Consider the following 21,287-nt stretch of genomic DNA (forward strand, 5'->3'; position numbering starts at 1 on the left):
TTGGGTTTAAAGCCCCGTCCTTATAGGACGGCTTCAAAAACTGTGGTATGATTACGTCAAGTAACTGAGCGTAATATGTTGGTATTCGAGGCAAAGTTAGAAGGAACCAAGGAGCAGTATGAACGGCTAGACGAAGCCATTCGTACAGCTAGGTTTGTTCGTAACAGTTGCCTGCGATACTGGATGGATAACAAGGGACTTGGAAGGTATGAACTGAGCGCATATTGTGCTGTTCTAGCCAAAGAGTTCCCTTGGGCTAAGAAACTCAACTCAATGGCTCGTCAAGCATCTGCGGAACGAGCTTGGTCAGCAATTGCCCGTTTCTACGACAACTGTAAAAAGAATATTCCAGGCAACAAAGGGTTTCCCCAATTCAAGAAGCATAAAACTCGCGATTCGGTCGAGTACAAAACCTCAGGATGGAATCTATCAGATGATAGAAGAACTATCACCTTCACTGATGGATTTAAGGCTGGTAGCTTCAAGATGTGGGGAACTCGTGACTTGCATTTCTATCAGTTGAAGCAGATTAAGCGGGTGAGAGTTGTCCGTCGTGCCGACGGATACTACGTTCAGTTTTGTCTGGCTCAGGAACGTTTGGAGAAAAGGGTTCCGACAGGGAAGACGATTGGGCTTGATGTTGGACTGAATCATTTCTACACCGATTCTGATGGTCAAACGGTGGAGAATCCCAGACATCTGAGAAAGTCAGAGAAAGCCCTCAAGCGTCTTCAACGTCGGCTGGCTAAGACACGCCAACGTTCCAATAACCGAAAGAAGGCTCAAAATCGCTTAGGGAGAAAGCACCTCAAGGTAAGTAGGCAACGTAAAGATTTCGCCGTCAAGTTGGCCAGATGCGTAGTCCAGTCTAACGACTTGGTAGCCTATGTAGACGCGCCAGCGGCTTGCCGAAGGCTGGACTTGTTGGTGTCAAATATGGTGAAAAACCATAAACTCGCCAAATCCATCTCTGATGCTGCATGGTCAACTTTCCGTCAGTGGGTGGAGTATTTCGGCAAAGTGTTTGGAGTGGCGACAGTCGCTGTCCCTCCCCAGTACACTAGCCAGAACTGCTCAAACTGTGGAGAGAAAGTGCACAAGTCTCTCTCGATGAGAACGCATTGCTGCCCTCATTGCAGGTTTGTCATTGACAGAGACTGGAACGCCGCCATCAACATCCTCGAATTAGCATTGCGTACCGTGGGGCACACGGGAAGTCACGCCTCTGGAGACATCGACCTCTGCCTTGGTGAGGAGACTCCTCAAGGTAAGCCGAGTCGCGGAAAGAGGAAGCCTCGTCAGTGATGGCGGGAATCCCTGTGCGTTTACGCCGGGGAGGATGTCAAAACACGCGGGAGTCGGTGCTTAAAGCCACAAAGGATTTCCCAGGATATTGTATTTAAGGAAATTGCCCAGTCATCCGCAGAAATTTGCTGATCTCCGTCTTGTCCAATTAAAGTAACAATTTCACCAACCTGTAAATCGGGAATATTACTCACATCCAGCATCAGTTGATCCATGGTAATTGCCCCAATTTGTGACACCCGTTCACCCCGAATTAATCCGATCATTTTATTCGAGAGGTTCCGGGGAACACCATCGGCGTAACCGATACCAACTACAGCCAACCGTAGCGGTTTCTGGGCGATAAATTTATATCCATAACTAACCCCTGTTCCTGGAGGTATTGTTTTCACTTGGGTAACCCGGCTTTTGACTTGCATAACGGGTTTGAGGTTGACTTTTGGGTGTAAATGGGGTGCGGGATAGAGTCCATAAATTGCTAATCCGACTCGTACCCAATCGTAATGCAGGGCAGGATCAGTTAACGTGGCGGCGGAGTTGGCTAAGTGTAAGCAAGGGGGGACAATATTCGCGGCATGAAGTTCAGCAATAACCGATTCAAATCGCTGATGCTGTAGTCTCATGACGGTGGGATCTGGACTGTCTGCTGTGGCTAAATGAGAATAAACACTGGCTATTTCTAAATGAGGTAATCGCTGAACTAATTGCACAAACTCTGTGGCTTGTTGCCAAGGCATTCCTAAGCGAGACATCCCTGTATCAACTTTGAGATGAACCGATAAGGGGGTTTGGCTACGACTGAGGGTATCAGAAAAGACCAAAGCCTGTTGGGGTGTACAGATAGTGGGTTGTAAATGCCAATGGGCGATCGCACGCACTTGTTCGGGGGTATTAGTTGCGCCTAAAATCACGATGGGCGCGTCAATTCCCGCTTCTCGCAGTTGAATGCCTTCTTCTACTGTAGCGACACATAATCCATAAGCACCTGTGGCGAGTGCGGTTTGGGCAACCATGGTGGCACCATGTCCATAAGCATCCGCTTTCACCACCGCCATGAGTTGGGTTTTAGCCGACAAAAGCTGCTTTAATTGGTTCAGGTTATGGGAAAGTGCCGCGCGATCGATTTCTACCCAGGCGCGTTCGGTTAATCCGCCAGAGACTTGCCAGATGTTGGGCATGAACCCATTGCTGGGGATGAGTTCTCGCATTTTCGTCCACTCCTCTCTAAAATGCCACACAGCTTAGTATAGGAATCTGTAGCCATCTCACCATTAGTAACCTAGAGTGAATGGTACTGAAATTTTGGCTGGTGGGCAATGCCCACCCTACAGAAAACCTAAAATGTTTCCGGTGACTTATCGTTTTGAGTTTCATCCTTACCAGCGACAATTTCAACATCCATTAACCACTCATCATGGCATCTGGAAAGTACGCGAGGGGATTATTCTGCGTCTAACGGATGAAAAGGGGCGAGTGGGTTGGGGCGAAATTGCACCCCTCCCCTGGTTTGGTTCTGAAACCTTAGAACAAGCCTTAACCTTTTGTCAGCAGTTCCCGTCTCAGATTACATCAACGGATATTTTTTCGATCCCGGCTGAACTCCCCGCCTGTCAGTTTGGCTTTGAATCAGCTTGGGAGGTTTTAGTCGCAAAAGATAAGGGAGAGAGTCAGATTGAAACTGAAAAAACCAGCCTATCCTTATCCCATACGTCGCTGAAATACAGCTATCTTTTACCCACCGGGGAAGTGGCGTTAACATCTTGGCAGCAAGGTTGGCAACAGGGCGATCGCACGTTTAAATGGAAAATTGGTGTAACGTCCATGGAGTCGGAACTGAGGTGGTTTGACCAATTGGTTCAAGCCTTACCCCAATCAGCTCAATTACGCTTAGATGCTAATGGTGGACTCACACAAAGTCAAGCACAACAGTGGTTGCAGATGGCGGATCAGGCGGGAATGGTTGAGTTTCTGGAACAACCCTTGCCGCCAGAGGAGTTTGCGGCAATGAGGGTTATGCAGGATCAGTATAGGACAGCGATCGCTCTTGATGAATCTGTCGCCACGTTGAACCAACTCAAAACCTGTTACCTGCGGGGATGGCGGGGAATTTTTGTAATTAAAGCTGCGATCGCAGGATCTCCGAAACAACTCCGACAATTTTGTCAAACCCACGATATAGACGTGGTTTTCTCCTCCGTCTTTGAAAGTGCGATCGCCAGACAAGCGGTTCTCAACCTAGCCACAGAATTATCTCATCCCCATCGGGCGGTTGGGTTTGGAGTTAATCACTGGTTTGTGGAATAAGTAGGTAGGGACAATAAAAGTTAACTGTGGAGATGTTCTAATCATCAACAATTTCAATCAATTTTGTTTTAGCGGATAACCCAGATTTTATCTGAACTTTGGACTTGGTAACATTGAACTTTTCTGCCAATAGCCCAATTAACTCCTTATTTGCTTTACCATCCACTGGCGGCGACTTCAGATTCACTTTTAATGTCCCATCTGCCATTTCTTCTATCGATTGCGTTTTAGAGTTGGGTTTAACTTTCACTGATTTTTTCATACGTCCACCTGTATGGGCAACCTCCTTGTATTCATGAACAACACCAATCTACCCAATGGGGTTAGGTCGCCCTCTCCTCCAATACCTTAAGGGCTGCTGATACCAAATCCGGGTTAGCCACCCCCTTTATAATCTAGTCCGCGCAGGCGGACTTTGTTTGTGTAGCAGCGATTTCAATCGCCTCCTCTTACATGGGGTTTCCAAGGCGGATTTGGTATGAATCAGTGTTGTGGAGAGGGGGAGAATTCAAAGCCTCTCTCCTTGCAGGAGAGAGGTTTGGAGAGAGGTTTTCCAGATCCCGTGACCAATAAATTCCCCTGACGAGGAACTCGAATGGTTTGGGTAGGAGAGTTATCCTAATTCCAGCTTACGAATTCGGTGTTTGTTCCGGGAACATACATTTATCCGAATCACAACCAGCGGGTCCTGCTTCGATTAATTCACCCGAATCATATTTCTCCAAAGCGGGATAAAATTCAGACACTTTCCGCCGCTGTTGCACCTCTTGCATCAATTGCTCGTAGGTCGCTTTATCAATCGGTTCAAAAGGCAAACGCGGGAACGATTGATGGTCATCAAACCGCGCCAATAGCGCCGCTGAAATATACCCGTCATCATTCTGAATCGCTTGATAAATCTGCTCTCCTAACGGTTCAATTTCATTGACGCGCAATTCCCAGGTTGAAGAGGTGTTATGTGTTACATACCAGCGCTGAACTTGCATGGCAAAATCCATTTGTGCCAATGCAGAAAACTGACTGATATCAATTTCATCGGCACCGGGTAAATCTGCCCAAGATACAGCCACCGGAATTTCCACCAACCATTCAGAACAGGCTTCAGCAAACGGATCATTCAATAGATTTCCGTTTTCATCTTTATCCGATTGCGATGGGGTGACATTGTAACCGTAATCAATACAAGCCAAAGCTACCGGATCATTCTTTCTAAACGTAATTCGGCGAATAAATCGCTGTGCTTTGGGTGGATGCCAACCCGGAGATGCCCCCGTGAGTAGAGATTTTGTCCCAGAAGGTTGAACGGTTGTACAGCGATTAGGGCGTTTAATTCCATGCTTATCGCAGTACTCCCACACCACCCGATGTACAATATCGCGCCATCGGGTTAAATAGGCTTTTTCTTGTTCCTTGAACTGCACACCTTCGACGGTATCTGGGCGTCCCTCTGTCCACCAGCGTAACCAGTCTACGCCAAAAGCTTTGACAAAGAAATCGAATAATCCGGTGAAGGATACGCCAACAATTGGGTCTAATTCTCGTGATTTTTGATACCGTTCCTCAACAAATTTATGGTTGAGCAAAATGGCAACGGAAAGCGCCCCAGCACTGAAGGCTTCCTCTTGTTCTTTCTGGTTATTCGGATCAATTTGATTCAGGTGAATTTCGGCTAAATTACAATGGAATACCGAGCCGATAATTTCACCACAATTGTGCGCCACAATGCCATTGGCATCGAACCGAGAGACACCTGGAACGGTGCAATCATAAACAGATTCGATACCCGTAGGAGAAACCGACTCAACGGTGACAACAAAACGTTCCCGGTTTAGCTTACGCTTGTATCCGTTGAGTAAATTATCCAACTTTTGCTGTTTATCCGGCTGACGGAAACCCACGCGATCGCGGAATTCAATCAGATTGTCGTTAGCTATTACCAATTCGTGCTGGGCTTTGCAGAAGTACGTCGCCTGATCACGATTGGTATCAGGCATCAACCGATAACCTGCTGTCCGACGATTTTGATAAACTTTGGAAACAATTCCTAGACGCAGCAGCATCCGCTGTACGGCTTGAAGCAACTCAAGATTACTTTGGGCTAAACGCACACTAATGCCTTTATTTTGCGTTCCTTGCACACTCCCATCGGCATCGAATAAGCCTTGTAGGAATCCCTGATAAAACTCGTAGCTGGCTTGTTCAACTTCCGGCGTCACTATTTTTTTACCGCGATGAATATTGAACTGCGCGGCTAGTTTCGCTAACCCACTTGACGCCACCTGATGTAAATTGTGTTGGCGATGATAATGACCTCCTAAATTCATACCACAATCAACATTTTTCTGGAGTGTTGCTACTGCATACTCCACCATTTCTACTTGAGAGTCACCCCAGAATCGCAATATTCCCTGATCGTTCCATTGAGTTTCTGCTAGTGATCCGTCACCAACGAGACTCCCCAATAACCATCCTTGATCAAAGGTTCCCACACCTTGCCAAGGCTGAATTCCTCGGTGATTGTGCAAGCATACGCGATCGCCTACTTTCAATTCCTCAGCCGCTACCCATTCGGTGTATTGACGCTTTTGAGTTTGGGCGCTAACTCGTAAAACTTTATGGTTTCCGGTCAAACGTAGGGAAACACCCTCTTTTGTGGCTAAGGTTAAGACGGCGCGATCGCCCGTATAGAAAAAGCCATCCGCTGTTGTGCTAAAGAGTTCCCCGTTAACGTAAGTTCCATGTTGCTTCCCGATTAAATCTTTAACTTGGCGCGGACCAAATTCCGTATGCACCCAAGTATCAGCCGTCACACAGGGATTTAAGCCAAACCGCTGCAAGCGATGCTCAATTTCATCGGGTGTCAAATTCGGATACTTTTCCTTTAACCAGTGACTCCCATTTCCTTGTTCGTAAGCTTGCAGAAACTCTTTTTTCAAGGCTGGAGTATCTAGCAAATCACAACTTGCTCTCGCCACGGCTTCTCCCGCCCATTGAATCGCACCTTCACCAGAATAATATTGTTTGCGAACTGCTGCAATACATTCATCTAAGGTAGGTTTATGGTGAAAAACACGGGAATGATTTGCCATTCTCAATGCATCGCGTTCCGGATCAATGCGCCAGTTTCCATGTTCATCCTGTTGCCAAAGGTTATCCTTAGCATTGACAAACTTTTCATCATCACTAACCCCTTGGCGCATACCGGCACTATTAGACACCAGAATCCCTTCGCAGACAAATTCATGGATAGTTGCCACTTCAATGTCATAGGTTGGTGCGGTGCGGACATTAGTTTCTACAGATTTAACCTTGACGGGAATTAACCCCGTAGACTCCGGAACCAATCGCTTTACGGTTGGTGCAATAACTTGCTTTTGACCTGTTCCATAATGATAGCGATCGCTACTAACCAACGGTTTCACTATTTCTCGGGTAAATCCATGATCGTGAAACGATTTCGGGTGTTGTCGTTGTCGTTCACTAAAGGTACTCGAATCAGTAGACATGAAGGTTTGCACCGCTAAATAAGCCGATTCACCCACAGTGACTAACTCACCTTCCCATTTACCTGTGCGTTTACGAATTGAAGCACACAACCGTGTGGCAATTCCTAAAGAGGCATATAGAGTCTGGATTTGTCGCAAAAAGTCGGGATGAACGGAAGCCACTAAAACCCCTTGAGAATGACATCCATCGGCATCCGCTAAACCCGCTAAATAGGCTTCCCGAATCGCCTGAGTTCCCAATAAAATACAGTCGGGTACAGAGGGCGAGGTAAACGGCTGCTTAAACTGGGAAAGATACTGATTGATGGCGGCAGAATTGAGTTGTAATTCAAAAGTCTTTGTTTTCCCCTGTTCTGGTGTTCTTAACGTATGAGTTGGCAAGCCAAACTGTTCAGCCACCGCAATCAAGCATTCTAGAATTTGCGGACTATCTTGGTGAATCCGCAAGCGCACCCGCCAACCATCAGAACTGACTGAACCATCTCCTTGTAAATACCCTAAGAAATACGCCACCTCTGAGGTTAACGCTGGCACGGTGATTGGTTTAGCCTGGGAACTTAGTTTTCCTTTAAATTCAGGTAACTCCGTTGGGGTTCCCGGAATTTTATGGGGAACAAAGACTAAGCGATCGCCTGCTTTCAAGTCTTTGGCTTTAACCATTTTATAGTTGCCATAAATGTCGGTTAATACAGCAACTTTATGATCAGGGGTACAGTCCAAATAACCATCCTCGGTTTTGATCCGACAGAGGGATTGAACGCCTTGATCAAAGAAATTGGTTACGGGATAAAACCCGTTACTGGTTAAAACGCGATCGCCAATGCGAATTTTTTCAATGGCAACTAATCCAGACTCTGTGTGAACCAGGGAGCCTTTGGGTAAACAACGTCTGACGTTTCCGGCTACAACCACGACAGCAGCTTCATCAATTAAAAGACAGCATTCGACTGAATTTAATTGCCGTCCCAAAGCTTTATTTAAAATTGCCGCACATCGCTGATAAAGTTCCGGTAGTTTAATCGGATTTGCCACCCCGCCAAAGCCTTTTAGGGATTCTCCGGCAGGACGAATATCACTCACATTAATGGATACCTGAACTTCCCCAGAAAACTTTTCATCTGTGGATAATTCCAACAGAGTTTGATAGGACTTAACCCACCCTTGACGGGAGTCCCCGACATAAATTGTCACCTGATTCCCATCAATTTTGACCTCGGTTTTTTCGCGCCGTTCCTCTAGTGGCGTTGTGCCAATTTCACCCTCTAAGATTACATTTAGATGATTGCGAATTGGGGGTAACTGGTTAATGTATTGGGGTTCCAAAACTGCCCCTGTGCCGCAGCCCATCATGGCGAGATCCATCATTAAGCCAAAGGCACGCCAGTCTACCACATTGGTAGAGGTACAATTATAAGCGCCAGAGAAATTCTCCGGATTTTCCAGCCATTCTGTGCCGCCGACCCATAACCAGCGTCCTGAGGGTAAACTTTTAATCTGGTGCATCATCCGCTCTAACAGGGCAGTTTCTGCTGGAGTCAGCTTACCCAGTTTGTTCAATCCTTGAATTGTGCGATCGCAAACCTCCCTCCACGTCTCTCTACCCTTGGCTGTGCGGCGGCTGTAGGTTCTGAAAAATACCGGATTTGCTGTCGGTGCTGTTTCCGGAAAATCACCATTGAGATGTTTTCGCTCAAGCTCTCTTACCATTGTGATAATCTGCTGTTAATTTTCGCTAAACCTAGACTATAGGTTATGTCAGATATAGCGTCAAAGCTTGAAAAATCTCTAAATTTGCGCTAAGTGTAGAGACGTTCCATGCTACGTCTCTACAAACCACGAGTCACCTGATCCAACTGTTCCACCTCTTCAGGGGTTAAACTCCACCCCAACGCCCCAGCGTTTTGTTGGGCTTGCTGGGCAGTTTTCGCCCCCGGAATTGGCACGACACCTTGGGCAATTAACCAATTTAGCGCCACCTGTGCAGGCGTGCGATCGTATCTTTCCCCCAATTGACGCAAAAGTTTGATCACAGGGGCAATTTTTTCTAACCCCCCTTTGCTAAAACGCGGATCAAGCTGACGCGCCCCCGTGGGTTTCACATCGTTTTCTGGGGTGTACTTCCCGGTTAATAATCCTTGGGCTAGAGGACTATATGCCAAAATCGTCACCCCCAATTCCCGCGCCGTATCCAAAGTGCCATTCCGTTCAATTTGCCGCGCCAGTAGGGAATATTGCACCTGATTCACCGCTAAGGGAATTCCTCGGGCGGCTAGATAACCGTGCGCTTCCCGCATTTGTTCGGCGGAGTAATTACTTACCCCCACCGTGGCAATTCTCCCCCGTTGCACCTCATCCGCCAGCGCATTCATTAAGGTTTCTTGACTCATAAAGAAGCTAAAGGGAGAATGAACTTGATATAGCGCCACTTGCTCAACCTGTAACCGTTTTAAGCTATCCGTTAAGGCGTCAGACACCGACTGTGATGTAAAGCGCCAGGGGACAGGGAAGTATTTTGTGGCTATCTGGGCTGGACGTCCTAATTCTTTCATAAACTGTCCCAATAGCGACTCGGATTCTCCTAATCCGTACACTTCCGCCGTGTCAAAAAAGCTGACTCCTGCATCTAAGGTAGCGGCAAAGGCGTCTCGTACCTGAGATACCCCATAATCGTTGCCGTAGCCCCAGAACAGCTTATCGCCCCACGCCCAAGTGCCAATGCCTACGCTGGTTACGGTGGGACCATTTTCAGCTAAGGTGGTTGTCTGAATCGTCATTCCCTGCGCTCCGACTTCGTTACATTTCTTAATGTTTATTGTATTGGGTTTTGCTGGTGGGGACTTTTAGATGAGGTCGGATGCTCAAACAGCCTAAGTAGACCAAGGATTTACGATCGCGACACCCGTCCCAGCAAAGTCGTTTTCGTTGCGGGTAACCAGATGCAGAGAATGTTGAAGGGCGATCGCGGCAATCAAAGAATCCATTACAGGTAGAATTCGTCCTTCGAGTTCGAGCCGTCCCACTAATTCACCCCACAATAGCATTGTTGTGATGTCAATTCCTAAAATTCGTCCGGCAAAGCGAGTTGGAAGGGTTTCGTTAAGCCAGATTGTCAGGGAGTCTTTGCGTTGGGATGCGGTAAGCTTGTTGATGCCTTTGGTGATTTCACCGATTGTAATCACGCTAAGGTAGAGTATTTCAGGGGGTTGGGCATCAAGCCAGTCTACAACTCGCTGATTTGGTTGTTTGGCAACCAGTTCGGAAATGAGGCAGGTATCAAGGAGATAGGTCATAGGACAAAACGATCGCTTGGGACAGAGCGATCGCGACTTAGGTCGAGTTCTCCAGTCGCAGCGACTTCAGCCAAGGGAGAGCAGCGAAAAAACTCGGAAAGCTGGGTGGAGGGTTCTGGGGACGGGCTACTCCAAAGATCATTGAGACTTTGGGCAAGCAGTTGGATGAGGCGAAGTTTGTCGCTGGGTGGGAGACCCAGAAGTTGTTGTTCAAGTTCTGGAGATAGGTCAAGGAAGAGGTTTCCCATAGTCTTTACCGAGCCAAAATTTACGTTTATTCTATCTTTCTCTATCCTCACTCTGCTGCTGGATATCCTCCAAAATCGCCTGAGTCAACGGATGCGACGATAACGTCCCCGCTTTGCCGTTCTGTTTGGATTTGTTTTCTCAGGATATTTTGATTTTATCGGGTTTATTGGTTACAGACTCTCAGGAAACGTATAGTTTTATATGGGTCATTAACGATAAACAGCAGCAAGCGATCGCGTCTGAACGGCTATGGAAACCAGTGATTTTACTCAGTCCTCATCCACTCCCTCATTCCCGGAGAAACCCCTCCCCAGAATTGGGATTTTGACTATGTTCCGTCTGGGTTTATTCCAGATGGGGTTAGGGATTATGGCGATTCTTACTTTGGGTATCCTTAACCGGGTGATGATTAGCGAACTAGGGATTAATCCGGCTTATGCTACGGGGGTTTTAGCTATGCATCAACTGGTTGCTCCGGCTAGAATTTGGTTTGGTCAACTTTCCGATGCTAAACCCCTCTTTGGATATCACCGCAGTGGTTATGTTTGGCTGGGTACCGCCGGATTTACGATCGCGGCTTTTTTGGCGGTCCAGGTGATGTGGCAACTTGGTGAAGCGGTACAAAGGGCGGGAGGCTGGACGTTAAATACAGAGATATTAGGCTGGACAGGGGTATTGGCATTAATTTTTACTGTCTATGGTTTAGCCCTGAGTGCCAGTTCTACCCCCTTTACCGCTATGCTGGTGGATGTTTCTGATGAGGACAATCGCTCCAAGTTAATTGGCACAACCTGGTCAATGCTGATGGTGGGTATTATTATTGGTGGGATTACTGGGGGGATATTGCTCAAAAGCCTTGATCCAGCAGAAACCGCCTCACCGATTGGTGCAGAGGTTCTATCCTCGTCATTAGCCACATTACAGACTCCCCTCAACCGCCTGTTTATGATTGTGCCACTGGTGGTTATGGGATTAGCGATCCTGGCAACTCTGGGAATTGAGAAAAAATACTCCCGCTACGCCTCCCGTTCGAGTTTAGTAGAGCGAGAAGACCAAGTTACTTTGGGTAGGGCGCTGAAAGTTTTAACGGCGAGTCGCCAAACGGGTTTATTTTTCACCTTTTTATTGGTGATGACGATTAGCTTGTTTATGCAGGAAGGTGTGTTGGAACCTTATGGCGCTGATGTTTTTGGGATGCCCATTGCTGAAACCACTCGGCTCAATTCCTATTGGGGATTAGGTACTTTAATGGGTGTGAGTACCACGGGGTTTTTAGTCGTACCTCGTATCGGTAAGCAGAATACGACGAAATTGGGTTGTATTTCAGTGGCTATTAGCTTCTGTGTGATTATTCTATCGGGATTTACCCAACAGGGGGAGATTTTGAAGCTGGCGATGCTGTTATTTGGTCTAGCGGCGGGAATCACCACAACAGGGGGATTGAGTCTGATGCTGGATCTGACGGCGGCGGAAACAGCGGGAACCTTTATTGGGGCGTGGGGATTAGCTCAAGCGATGGCGCGGGGGTTAGCTACCTTTATCGGCGGTTGGGTGTTGTCTATTGGACAAGCCTTGTTTACTGTGCCTGTGTTAGCCTATGGCTTGGTGTTTGCCTTGCAAGCCGTGGGGATGATTGCCGCTATATGGTTTTTGGGACGAGTGAACGTGCAAGAATTCCGGGATAATACCAAGCAAGCGATCGCGACGGTTATGGAAAATGATTTAGACGGGTAATATTGTAGGGGCGGGTTTCACCGTTATCATTTTGGGTTGACCCAGATGTAACTCGCACCCGCCCTAACTTAATGCATAAGGGTGACAATTTCTATCCAGGGACTCTGGATGAGGGATTATATAGATTTTTAACCAATGAAGGAATTTTGGGCGTCTGTCCTTGACTTTGCCAAAGAGATTACTAACCATGTCGGTAGCCAACTCCTGCCTGATTTTCGCTGCTGTCAGGCGTCGCAAAAAGCGGATGGGAGTTTGGTGACAAAAGCGGATCATTTGGCAGATGAGACGATTCGTCGTGCGATCGCGTCTCGGTTTAAGAGTCATGGAATCTTAAGTGAGGAAGGGGAACATCGGTTCCCTGATACGGAGTGGTGCTGGATTATCGATCCCTTAGATGGTACGACGAACTTTACCCGAGGTATCCCAATTTGGGGGATTTCTCTGGGTTTGCTGTATCACGGCACACCTGTGTTTGGTTATGTCCATTTTCCTCCCATTGGACAATCCTTTCATGGCTTTTGGGCGGGGGAATCAGGATTACCTGATATCATCCCTGGGGCATTTATGAATGAGTTTTCTATCCACAGTAGTCCGGATGAACTCAGTAGTAATCACTTTTTTAACCTTTGCTCTCGCAGCACCTTACTCTTACAGCAACCCTTCCCCTGTAAAATTCGTATGTTAGGGGTTGCCAGTTATAATTTTATCACCGTTGCTACTGGAGCGGTTCTCGGTGGGATGGAAGCAACGCCCAAGATTTGGGATATAGCGGGGGCTTGGGTGATTGTGAAAGCAGCGGGTGCGGTTTGGGTGTCGTTGGAGTCAGAGCCGATTTTCCCCCTGCAAGCGGGTCAAGATTACGGCGGGCGATCTTTTCCCACGCTGATTGTCAGCCGTTCTGAATTAGTGGATGTGTTTAAATCCTATATCCAACAAAATTAGCTACCAGACGTGCCATGGCACGTCTCTACACCAATCCCCAATCTTGGCTTGAGGCTTGATGATCGCTCTGCTGAGAGGTCATGATGGAAGCGGCAATACGTTAGACATAGCGATCGCTCCTAACCTTATGCCAACTGTACAGATTAATCCAGGTACAGGGAAAGGGCAGATCGTGATCAGTGGTGACATCGGGAAAGTTAAATCTAACCCAAGGGTGCGACCAAACAGTATTCCAGGTAAACGGGAAGCGGCTTCTCAACCAGTACCAGGGTATCAATGTCCCAAGGCTCACTGATATGAGTGTTTTAGGTAAGCCCCCACGATGGCGATTGCCCTCGTTACAAGAAAAGGTAAGGGCGGGCTAAAGCCGCTTAGTCGGGGTCTAAACAATCTGTTTTCCCTTCCCGTTCTTAGCCAGGTTTTTTTGAGAGTATTATGGAGCAATAGAGATTTACCATGTCTTACGAGCAAGAAAAACAGGTAGCTATTGAGGCGGCGCTGACAGCAGCCAAACTGTGTGAGCAAGTTCGCCAAGAACAGGTGCCTGAAGCGATGGAAAAGAGTGATAAGAGTCCGGTAACGGTGGCGGATTTGGGTTCCCAGGCGGTTATCTGTCGAGCGTTAGCGATGGCGTTTCCTGATGATCTCGTCGTGGGCGAAGAAGATGCATCTCAGTTGCGTCAACCGGAAATGGCTGACCAACTCAATCGGGTGACTCACTATGTCAAGTCTGTTGTTGGTGATGCGACATCGGATCAGATCTTGGACTGGATTGATCGCGGCAATAGTGAGATTGGTGGGCGCTATTGGACATTAGATCCCATTGACGGCACAAAAGGCTTTCTGCGTCAAGATCAATATGCTGTGGCTTTAGCACTGGTGGAACTGGGTGAAGTGAAACTCGGTGTTCTGGCTTGTCCCGCCCTACCGATTTCACCCTACGAACCTGATGGAGAAAAGGGTGTCCTATTCGTAGCGGTACGGGGTCAAGGAGCAACCATGGTTCCCATCTCTGGTGGAAAACCTCAGCCGATTCAGGTGACGAAGGCTGATAGTAACGAGGCGATGCGCTTTGTGGAGAGTGTGGAATCCGGTCATGGTGATCACTCACGACAAGATGCTGTTGCCAAGGCGGTAGGAATTACAGCCCCTTCGTTGCGGATGGACTCTCAAGCCAAGTATGGTGCCGTCGCTTCGGGGCGGGCGTCGCTTTACCTGCGTTTGCCATCACCCAAGTCTCCAGATTATCGGGAAAAGATTTGGGATCATGGGGCGGGAACGATTGTAGTTGAGGAAGCTGGGGGACGAGTGAGTGATATGTACGGCAAACCCCTTAACTTTTCTCTGGGTGCCAAACTTTCTGATAATCAGGGGGTAATTGTTAGCAATGGTGTGATTCATGATACTGTGCTGAAAGCCTTGCAGGAAACAGCTAGCGTTTGACCTATTCCTACCCTCAATTGAAGACTATAGCGTAGTTACCAGTAGAGTCGGGGCTTGGTTACCAAGCCCCTACTTCATCGATGCGGGAAAATAATAGCTATTCTGGTCAACGTTTTCGGCGGCACGTATTGCCACTGCGATCGCACGCTGCACACTCACCTCTTTTTGCCCGACAATAATTGCTTCTCCCGCCGTTCGCTGGGCAACAACACCACAAACACAAGCAGCGGCAAATCCATACACCCCCGCCATTTTCAATAATGTGCCACATTCCATCTCATAATTGAGAATATTCAAACGGCGGTATTCTTGAGTGATACCTTGAAGCTGACGCATTAAATAAGGATTCGCTGAATCGGTGCGTTCTTGCCCTTCATAAAATGTATCCACCGACGCCGTAATTCCCAGATAATGCTCAATCCCTAACTCCCGCGCCGCCTCAACTAATCTCACCGTCAGAAATGGATCAGCCGCCGCCGGATATTCAATTGGGGCAATATCATTGGCTGCACCTTGGCGACATAATGCCCCATGAGTAATCACAATACTACCCACAGGTATATAGTCTTGAATCGATCCACAAGTCCCCACCCGAATAATTCTCTCAATCCCCAGTTGCACCAACTCATTCACCACAATACTCAAAGACGGTGCGCCCATCCCACTCGTCGCCGATAAGATGGGGCGATTATTGGACAGTTTGCCCAGATAACTCTTTAATCCCCGATTCTCCGAGAGCAGACGCCCATCCTGTAAATAGTCTTGAGCAATCTGAGAAGCGCGTTGCGGCTCACCGGATAACAGCGCCAGGGTAGGGGGCGGTAAACCGAGGTCATCTTGTCCGAAGCCAAGGTGATACATAGAAGGATTGGTCATAGGTTGAATCGGTTCGCTGTTTCCATTAAATCAGCCACAATACCTGCTGTTTGCCACAAAAAGAGAACGCCTTACCCCACTTGAATTTTATTTGAATAAAAAATACTTGCACTTGACGCCGTTTCAATGAAGAACCTGATCAATTCACATTTCAGTATTCCGGAATTTTAGGGAATATCTTTTTTTTGAGCCTAGTCTTTTGTGAAGACCTCATCAAGTTTTTACCAATTCTATAAAGTTATCATAAATTAATAATTTTATTGGTTGTACTATTATCTTTATGTTTTTTTTACATTATTGGATGAGTCAAAATCCCCAAAAGCCTTGCTAGTTGGTATTTCTAGACGTTTTAAATTAACTTTAGCTTCCCCATCAATATCAAAGTTATTGTAAAGAAGAGTCGTTTTACTAGACAATTAAAATACGAATGTGACAGGATTTAACTAACCAAGCCAAACAAATCACTGTTCAGGTAAACCCCAAAACCATGTAATGTAAGCCCTTTGTTTTTTGATCAAATTACATCTTCCCGATTTTTTCTTCAAAGAAGAGTCTTCGTAAACCCTTACTTTCAAGCAACCATGTTTACATCAACTGCCATGAAAACCTTATCAATGACAGCAGCTAGCGCGACTTTGATGGCTTTGGGAACAGGTGTGACTCCGGCTGAAGCGGTGACTGTGTTTACTGACCGGATAGCTTGGGAGGAAACAGTTTTTGGCATTACTACTGATACCTTCTCTACTCCTCAAAGCAGCAGTCAAAGCTTACTCCTTGAGAGTGGGATTGAGGTGACAGGGGTTTCATCAGTATGGAGTTCGGGTCAATTTTACACGTCTACTCCGAGTCGTTCTCAGAGTGTCATATTCAAATTTCCGTCTCAAATAATCGGATTTGGCGCTGACTTTAGCTCAACGACAAGTAATGGAGGATTAACGGTTTCGGGTTTGTTCGATGGAATACCGGGAGTAGATACGGTTGTCTTCTCCCAGTATCTTCAGGAACAAGGGACTGGTTTCCTGGGAATTGTTGCGGATAGAGCCTTTGACCTCATATCTTTTGGGATGCAGTCACCTCCACTAGCTATCGCGGCGGCAAATGAAGCGTTTCAAATGGATAATCTGAGTTTTGCCAGCAACCTGGCTCAATCTGACCCTTCAAGTTCTCCAGAGTTACCGACTGACTCAGAGAATGATAGAGATGAGCAAATACCACCTTTGACCGACACGAGGTCTGAATCTGTTCCTGAACCGGCTTCGGTGTTAGGTCTGGTTATCATGGCAGTTTTTGGTACAACTTCTATTCTCAAGCGCCAAATTCAATAAGTACTGCTCACCGCAACAGGCAATAAAACAAGGGTGCGTCCCTTACTTGTGAGAAGGGACAAGGGAGACAAGGGAAATAGTTCTGAAGCAAAAAAATATAGGCATTGGCATTGAAACGCTGTTGATGAGCTTAAATTGGTTGACTAAAATAGGTGAGAATAGCTAGAGCGACAAACAGACTAAGGAGTAACCATCGACGCCGTTTAAGCATTTGATCCAGATATCTATTCATCGTAATTAGAACAACGAGCTAGGCACAATTTACCAGTATAAATCTCATTATTATCATCTTAGCGACCCAAACAGTAGATGCCAACCCACTATTGCGATCGCTAAATCCGCGAGAATGTGGCTGAGGTAACTTGACCATAAGGTACGATAGGTGAGATAACACCATGACCATACTGCCCCAGCGATGAATACGCCCAAGGAACCGAGTAGAACTACACCCCAATCGGCGGTATAAGCGGCTAATGCAATAATGTGATGGAGTGTGAATAGCATAGCACCCAAAAATACGGCTCTTGTTCCAGATACCAATACCTCACATTTTTTATACACAAACCAACGCCAGATGTACTCTTCAATCAGGGCATTAATGAAGGTAAAATATAATGCGCCACTCAGATAAACATTGGGGCTAGTAATCCCGGCTTGTTTTGCCTTAGTCCGCACATCTATAACATCAATCCACTGCTGACCAAACAGCCAATAGGCACTGATAATTATACCAAACATCAACAGTCCCAATCCTGCACCCGCTAACAACTCCTTTTTCTTCGGTAGGGATAGTCTAAATTTGCCATGATCTACCCAAATAAACCAGACTAGCGGTAGTGCAAGTAACCAGACTTTGCACAGGGAAAAGATTGTCTGTCCCAAAGCACCCGGAGCAATATATAATGCCATTGTTATCCCGAAGCTGGCAGCAGATACAAGCAATAACAATGCCAAGAGTGCATTTTTGCGGGGATGAGTTGTTAGCATTTGACCTTCTGTCGCCCTAGGTTTAAGTTGTATTTAACGCTAAAGGGTTTAAGGGGAGTCACCGGCAAAGATATGTGCCACTTTTAGAAGTTGTCAATGGCTATTGAATTGACTTATCCTCTCACAGAGGCTGTCTAACTCTAGCCAGAACCGAAGATAGCGGTTACTACAAGCCAGCGCGATCGCACTTTGATTTCTGGTTCCGGTGGCTCTTGAAAACCAGACAGTTTGGTAACTGTCACAACGTTCTGCTGATCCTGATCCTGGTTATGATGACGTGAATAACTGCTATAACTCAAAAGCTTCTGGTGGTTATTCGGACTAGACATTAACTGTTATGATACAAAAAACACGCGGCGCGATCGCGGCTGGACATGAGAAAACGGCTGAGGCGGGTAGGGAAATGTTTCGTCTCGGTGGTAATGCGTTTGATGCGGCGGTTGCAGCGATTCTCGCCTCTTTTGTTACTGAACCGGGACTCACCTCAGCGGCGGGGGGTGGTTTCCTCTTAGCCCATACCCCAACGAATGATAATATTCTCTTTGATTTTTTTTGCCAAACCCCACGTCAAAAACGTCCTGAGAAGGATATTGATTTTTATCCCGTTGATGTTAATTTTGGTGGCGCTATCCAAGAGTTTCATATCGGACTGGGTTCTATGGCGGTTCCGGGCAATATGGCTGGCGTGTTTCATGTTCACAAACGATTGGGTAGCTTACCCTTTCATGTCCTAGCTGAACCCGCGATTCACTATGCCAAAAATGGAGTTAAATTAAATCGATTTCAATACTATTGTTTAACTTCAATTTTGACGCCAATTATTATAGCGGAGCGCAACAGACAAAACATATTTATTCTTACCGGGGAACCCATCGAACCCAATGGAATAGTAATCATGCCAGCCTTTGCTGATACGTTAGCTTATTTGGCAAAAAAGGGTGTCCAAGAATTTTATCAAGGAGATATTGCTCATCAGTTGGTCAAAGATTGTCAGGCGTTAGGGGGGTATTTAACCTTAGAGGATTTCAAGGATTATCGGGTAATAGAACGGCAACCTTTAACGGTTAATTATCGAGGCAATACCTTATTAACTAACCCACCTCCAAGTTCGGGTGGAACTTTGATTGCTTGGGCATTAAAATTATTATCGACCATTGATTTAGCGAATCTGGGTTTTGGGAGTGCGCGTCATCTAGAAATTTTGGCACAGGTTATGCAGTTGACGAATACAGCCAGACAGCAGGGATTGAATGATTATCTGTATCAAGAGGATATTGCCGAGCAATTTTTAGCTGACGATTCTATTGCTCAGTATCAACAAGATTTAGCCGAAACAGTGAATAAATGGGGCAGTACTACCCATATTAGTGTCATTGATGAGGCGGGAAATGCCGCTAGTGTTACCACGTCTAACGGGGAAGGTTCGGGTTATGTAATTCCCGGTACAGGCATTATGGTGAATAATATGTTAGGAGAGGCAGATTTAAATCCCCAAGGCTTCCATCAGTGGCAAGAAGATGTGCGGATTTCGTCGATGATGTCTCCTTCTATTGTTTTGCAAAAGAATCAGGCAGAAGTTGTTTTAGGTTCAGGGGGTTCTAATCGGATAAGAACGGCTATTTTACAAGTGATTTCTAATATTTTAGATTTTAATATGTCTATTGAGCAAGCCGTCGATAGTCCGAGAACCCATGGAGAAAAGGGTAGATTTCATATCGAACCGGGTTTAACTGAAGCTGAAATTATCAATCCCTTGCTGACAAATCAACAGGTTGTGCGTTGGCGAGAAAAAAATTTGTTTTTTGGTGGCGTTCATACGGTGATGAAAACCGCTGAGGGTTTAGTTGTCGGCGCTGGTGACAGCCGTCGGGATGGTGCGGTGGCTAAGTTGTAGGGGGAATTCATCTGTAGGGGCGCCTCGTCTTGCGCCCACGCCCCCTGCGCCCACCTACCGCCAATCGCTGGCAAGTCCCAACCTGGCGACGGGTGGAAATAATTATCGCGATCGCCTATGATATCCTCACGCTACAAGTCTTATCAGATAAGAGGTTCTTCCACCCGTCGTCCTTTTTTGCTCTGGAACAATATGCATTAAATGGCTTTTTTGTCAAATATGCCTCTGCATGAGTCCTTCAAATTAGGATGTGCAACATATTTGTAGTATTTTAAAATTTCCAACGCTAGAGAGAATCAGATAACGCATTATCAAGGCGTTTCAGGAATAGTTAGTTAAAAATGACAATAAAAGTAACCCAATACAGTATAGAGAAACATCATACTACACCCCCAAACCCTTGTCAAATCAGGATTTACCAGGGGCATTTTCTGCCCGCCCGAACTCCGCTTATCTTTAGACTATTAAAACCTAAACGTCAAACTTAAAAGTTTTCTTTATATATAGTAGGCATCATTGTAGAGAGGTTGCATGCAACGTCTCTACAATGATGGTGCGATTGGCTTATAGTAGGGGCTGTCTTCCCTAGATTCCGCCCTAGCAACATAGTTCAACCCAAAATGGTGGCGTGACCCAGCTCAAATGATGGAATAGATTTTACCGTTAAACTGGGCATCATCCTTTGCGCCCCGACAATTCTGATTTGACGGTTTGATGGGCGCACGGGGCGTGTTGGGCGGGGCGTGTTGGGCGGGGCGTGTCGGGCGCACGCCGTGCGCCCCTACGGTTTCGGAATTCATCAAATTAGGTATGCCAAACCACTACTGGAGTGATACCAAATCCGGGGAACGCTACCCCGTTATAACCCAGTCCGCGCAGGCGGACTTTGTTTGTGTAGCAGCGATTTCAATCGCCCCCTCATGCTTCTGGTGAGGGGTTGAGCTTAAGACACGGGCGCATGGGGCGTGTCGGGCGCACGGGGCGTGTGTTGGGCGCATGGGGCGTGTCGGGCGCACGGGGTAACGGGGTCAGTTCCTCTGGGCGCCGGTTTGAAGTTTTCACCGAAGAAGGCGACGGTGTTTAAGCTGATATCCCCACCTCTGCCATCACGGGCATAAGCTAGGATATCGCTATCGTCAAATGCCAGGATGGTGTTGGCGGTGAGGGTAATATTACCGCCACCCCCTGCACCAGAGGCAACGCGGCTGGTGATGTCGCTATCTTCAAATAGGCGGATGTCAGCAGCCGTGATGGTAATCGCACCACCCGCAGACTGTTCGGTGGAGGTGGCAATGGTGCCATTGGTGGCACTGAGGTGTTCGGTGTTAATTTGGATATCCCCCGCTTTGGCGGCGCCGGTAGATTCGGCGATTATTTGTCCTTGATTGGTCAGTTGTACCCTGTCGGTGGCGTTGATAGTGAGATTCCCGCC

The 21,287-nt window shown here is 46.9% G+C and carries 20 protein-coding genes and 1 pseudogene; 10 read left to right on the forward strand and 11 right to left on the reverse strand.

Features of this window, described 5'->3' with window-relative positions:
* The first annotated feature begins 75 nt into the window (after window positions 1-75).
* Window positions 76-1,305 (forward strand): RNA-guided endonuclease InsQ/TnpB family protein, encoded by a 1,230-nt coding sequence (locus RIM23_RS29025; protein ID WP_446371741.1) that lies wholly within the window; start codon window positions 76-78, stop codon window positions 1,303-1,305.
* A gap of 20 nt (window positions 1,306-1,325) precedes the next feature.
* On the opposite strand, the gene alr is transcribed toward RIM23_RS29025, so the two are convergent.
* Window positions 1,326-2,483: an alanine racemase gene (gene alr, locus RIM23_RS29030; RefSeq protein WP_446371775.1), complete on the reverse strand. Its 1,158-nt coding sequence runs from the start codon at window positions 2,481-2,483 to the stop codon at window positions 1,326-1,328.
* A 163-nt stretch (window positions 2,484-2,646) separates the two neighbouring features.
* Here alr and RIM23_RS29035 point away from each other — a divergent pair, with 163 nt between their 5' ends.
* Window positions 2,647-3,609, forward strand: coding sequence for an o-succinylbenzoate synthase (locus tag RIM23_RS29035; RefSeq protein WP_446371743.1), 963 nt, complete (start codon window positions 2,647-2,649; stop codon window positions 3,607-3,609).
* A 37-nt stretch (window positions 3,610-3,646) separates the two neighbouring features.
* Here RIM23_RS29035 and RIM23_RS29040 read toward each other — a convergent pair whose 3' ends face one another.
* The 5 genes from RIM23_RS29040 to RIM23_RS29060 all read right to left on the reverse strand — a co-directional run bounded on the left by RIM23_RS29040 (window position 3,647) and on the right by RIM23_RS29060 (window position 10,653).
* On the reverse strand, window positions 3,647-3,871 hold the full coding sequence (locus tag RIM23_RS29040) for a DUF167 domain-containing protein (RefSeq protein WP_446371745.1): 225 nt from the start codon (window positions 3,869-3,871) through the stop codon (window positions 3,647-3,649).
* A gap of 367 nt (window positions 3,872-4,238) precedes the next feature.
* The gene (gene nrdJ / locus RIM23_RS29045; RefSeq protein WP_446371747.1) at window positions 4,239-8,822 is read right to left on the reverse strand and encodes a ribonucleoside-triphosphate reductase, adenosylcobalamin-dependent; all 4,584 of its coding nucleotides are present in this window, start codon (window positions 8,820-8,822) and stop codon (window positions 4,239-4,241) included.
* Window positions 8,823-8,941: 119 nt separating this feature from the next.
* The gene (locus tag RIM23_RS29050) at window positions 8,942-9,889 is read right to left on the reverse strand and encodes an aldo/keto reductase (RefSeq protein ID WP_446371749.1); all 948 of its coding nucleotides are present in this window, start codon (window positions 9,887-9,889) and stop codon (window positions 8,942-8,944) included.
* A 93-nt stretch (window positions 9,890-9,982) separates the two neighbouring features.
* Window positions 9,983-10,405 carry a PIN domain-containing protein gene (locus RIM23_RS29055; RefSeq protein ID WP_446371751.1) on the reverse strand — a complete coding sequence of 141 codons (423 nt, stop codon included), beginning with the start codon at window positions 10,403-10,405 and terminating at the stop codon, window positions 9,983-9,985.
* Complete coding sequence (locus RIM23_RS29060; RefSeq protein WP_446371753.1) at window positions 10,402-10,653, reverse strand: hypothetical protein; 252 nt, start codon at window positions 10,651-10,653, stop codon at window positions 10,402-10,404. Before RIM23_RS29060 ends, RIM23_RS29055 begins: the two co-directional genes overlap by 4 nt.
* A gap of 113 nt (window positions 10,654-10,766) precedes the next feature.
* On the opposite strand from RIM23_RS29060, the gene RIM23_RS29065 reads away from it, so the two are divergent.
* The 5 genes from RIM23_RS29065 (at window position 10,767) to RIM23_RS29085 (ending at window position 14,773) form a co-directional block, all read left to right on the forward strand.
* A complete protein-coding gene (locus RIM23_RS29065; protein ID WP_446371777.1) occupies window positions 10,767-10,982 on the forward strand; it encodes a hypothetical protein in 216 nt (71 codons plus the stop codon).
* Window positions 10,904-12,388: a BCD family MFS transporter gene (locus tag RIM23_RS29070; protein WP_446371755.1), complete on the forward strand. Its 1,485-nt coding sequence runs from the start codon at window positions 10,904-10,906 to the stop codon at window positions 12,386-12,388. Before RIM23_RS29065 ends, RIM23_RS29070 begins: the two co-directional genes overlap by 79 nt.
* A gap of 135 nt (window positions 12,389-12,523) precedes the next feature.
* The gene (locus tag RIM23_RS29075; RefSeq protein WP_446371756.1) at window positions 12,524-13,330 is read left to right on the forward strand and encodes an inositol monophosphatase family protein; all 807 of its coding nucleotides are present in this window, start codon (window positions 12,524-12,526) and stop codon (window positions 13,328-13,330) included.
* A 58-nt stretch (window positions 13,331-13,388) separates the two neighbouring features.
* On the forward strand, window positions 13,389-13,625 hold the full coding sequence (locus tag RIM23_RS29080; RefSeq protein ID WP_446371758.1) for a hypothetical protein: 237 nt from the start codon (window positions 13,389-13,391) through the stop codon (window positions 13,623-13,625).
* Window positions 13,626-13,786: 161 nt separating this feature from the next.
* Window positions 13,787-14,773, forward strand: coding sequence for a 3'(2'),5'-bisphosphate nucleotidase (locus tag RIM23_RS29085; protein ID WP_446371759.1), 987 nt, complete (start codon window positions 13,787-13,789; stop codon window positions 14,771-14,773).
* A 69-nt stretch (window positions 14,774-14,842) separates the two neighbouring features.
* Here the strand turns inward: RIM23_RS29085 and RIM23_RS29090 are convergent, their stop codons facing one another.
* Complete coding sequence (locus tag RIM23_RS29090; protein WP_446371760.1) at window positions 14,843-15,649, reverse strand: nucleoside phosphorylase; 807 nt, start codon at window positions 15,647-15,649, stop codon at window positions 14,843-14,845.
* A gap of 614 nt (window positions 15,650-16,263) precedes the next feature.
* On the opposite strand from RIM23_RS29090, the gene RIM23_RS29095 reads away from it, so the two are divergent.
* Window positions 16,264-16,974 (forward strand): PEP-CTERM sorting domain-containing protein, encoded by a 711-nt coding sequence (locus RIM23_RS29095; RefSeq protein WP_446371761.1) that lies wholly within the window; start codon window positions 16,264-16,266, stop codon window positions 16,972-16,974.
* Window positions 16,975-17,259: 285 nt separating this feature from the next.
* Here RIM23_RS29095 and RIM23_RS29100 read toward each other — a convergent pair whose 3' ends face one another.
* On the reverse strand, window positions 17,260-17,961 hold the full coding sequence (locus tag RIM23_RS29100) for a CPBP family intramembrane glutamic endopeptidase (RefSeq protein WP_446371763.1): 702 nt from the start codon (window positions 17,959-17,961) through the stop codon (window positions 17,260-17,262).
* 140 nt (window positions 17,962-18,101) lie between these two features.
* The gene (locus tag RIM23_RS29105) at window positions 18,102-18,290 is read right to left on the reverse strand and encodes a hypothetical protein (protein ID WP_446371765.1); all 189 of its coding nucleotides are present in this window, start codon (window positions 18,288-18,290) and stop codon (window positions 18,102-18,104) included.
* An 8-nt stretch (window positions 18,291-18,298) separates the two neighbouring features.
* Between RIM23_RS29105 and ggt the strand changes: the two genes are divergently transcribed.
* Together ggt and RIM23_RS29115 are read left to right on the forward strand one after the other, a co-directional pair.
* Entirely contained in the window at window positions 18,299-19,855 is a 1,557-nt protein-coding gene (gene ggt / locus RIM23_RS29110; RefSeq protein ID WP_446371767.1) for a gamma-glutamyltransferase, read from the forward strand.
* A gap of 29 nt (window positions 19,856-19,884) precedes the next feature.
* Window positions 19,885-20,088 carry a hypothetical protein gene (locus RIM23_RS29115; RefSeq protein ID WP_446371769.1) on the forward strand — a complete coding sequence of 68 codons (204 nt, stop codon included), beginning with the start codon at window positions 19,885-19,887 and terminating at the stop codon, window positions 20,086-20,088.
* 405 nt (window positions 20,089-20,493) lie between these two features.
* Here RIM23_RS29115 and RIM23_RS29120 read toward each other — a convergent pair whose 3' ends face one another.
* Both RIM23_RS29120 and RIM23_RS29125 read right to left on the reverse strand, forming a co-directional pair.
* Window positions 20,494-20,655, reverse strand: a complete 162-nt coding sequence (locus tag RIM23_RS29120) for a hypothetical protein (RefSeq protein WP_446371771.1) — start codon at window positions 20,653-20,655, stop codon at window positions 20,494-20,496.
* A gap of 143 nt (window positions 20,656-20,798) precedes the next feature.
* Window positions 20,799-21,287 (reverse strand): annotated as a pseudogene (locus tag RIM23_RS29125) (hypothetical protein); the annotation flags it as partial.

Origin of the sequence: Coleofasciculus sp. G3-WIS-01, from assembly GCF_040223135.1 — a bacterium.
Classification (GTDB): Bacteria; Cyanobacteriota; Cyanobacteriia; order Cyanobacteriales; family Coleofasciculaceae; genus Coleofasciculus.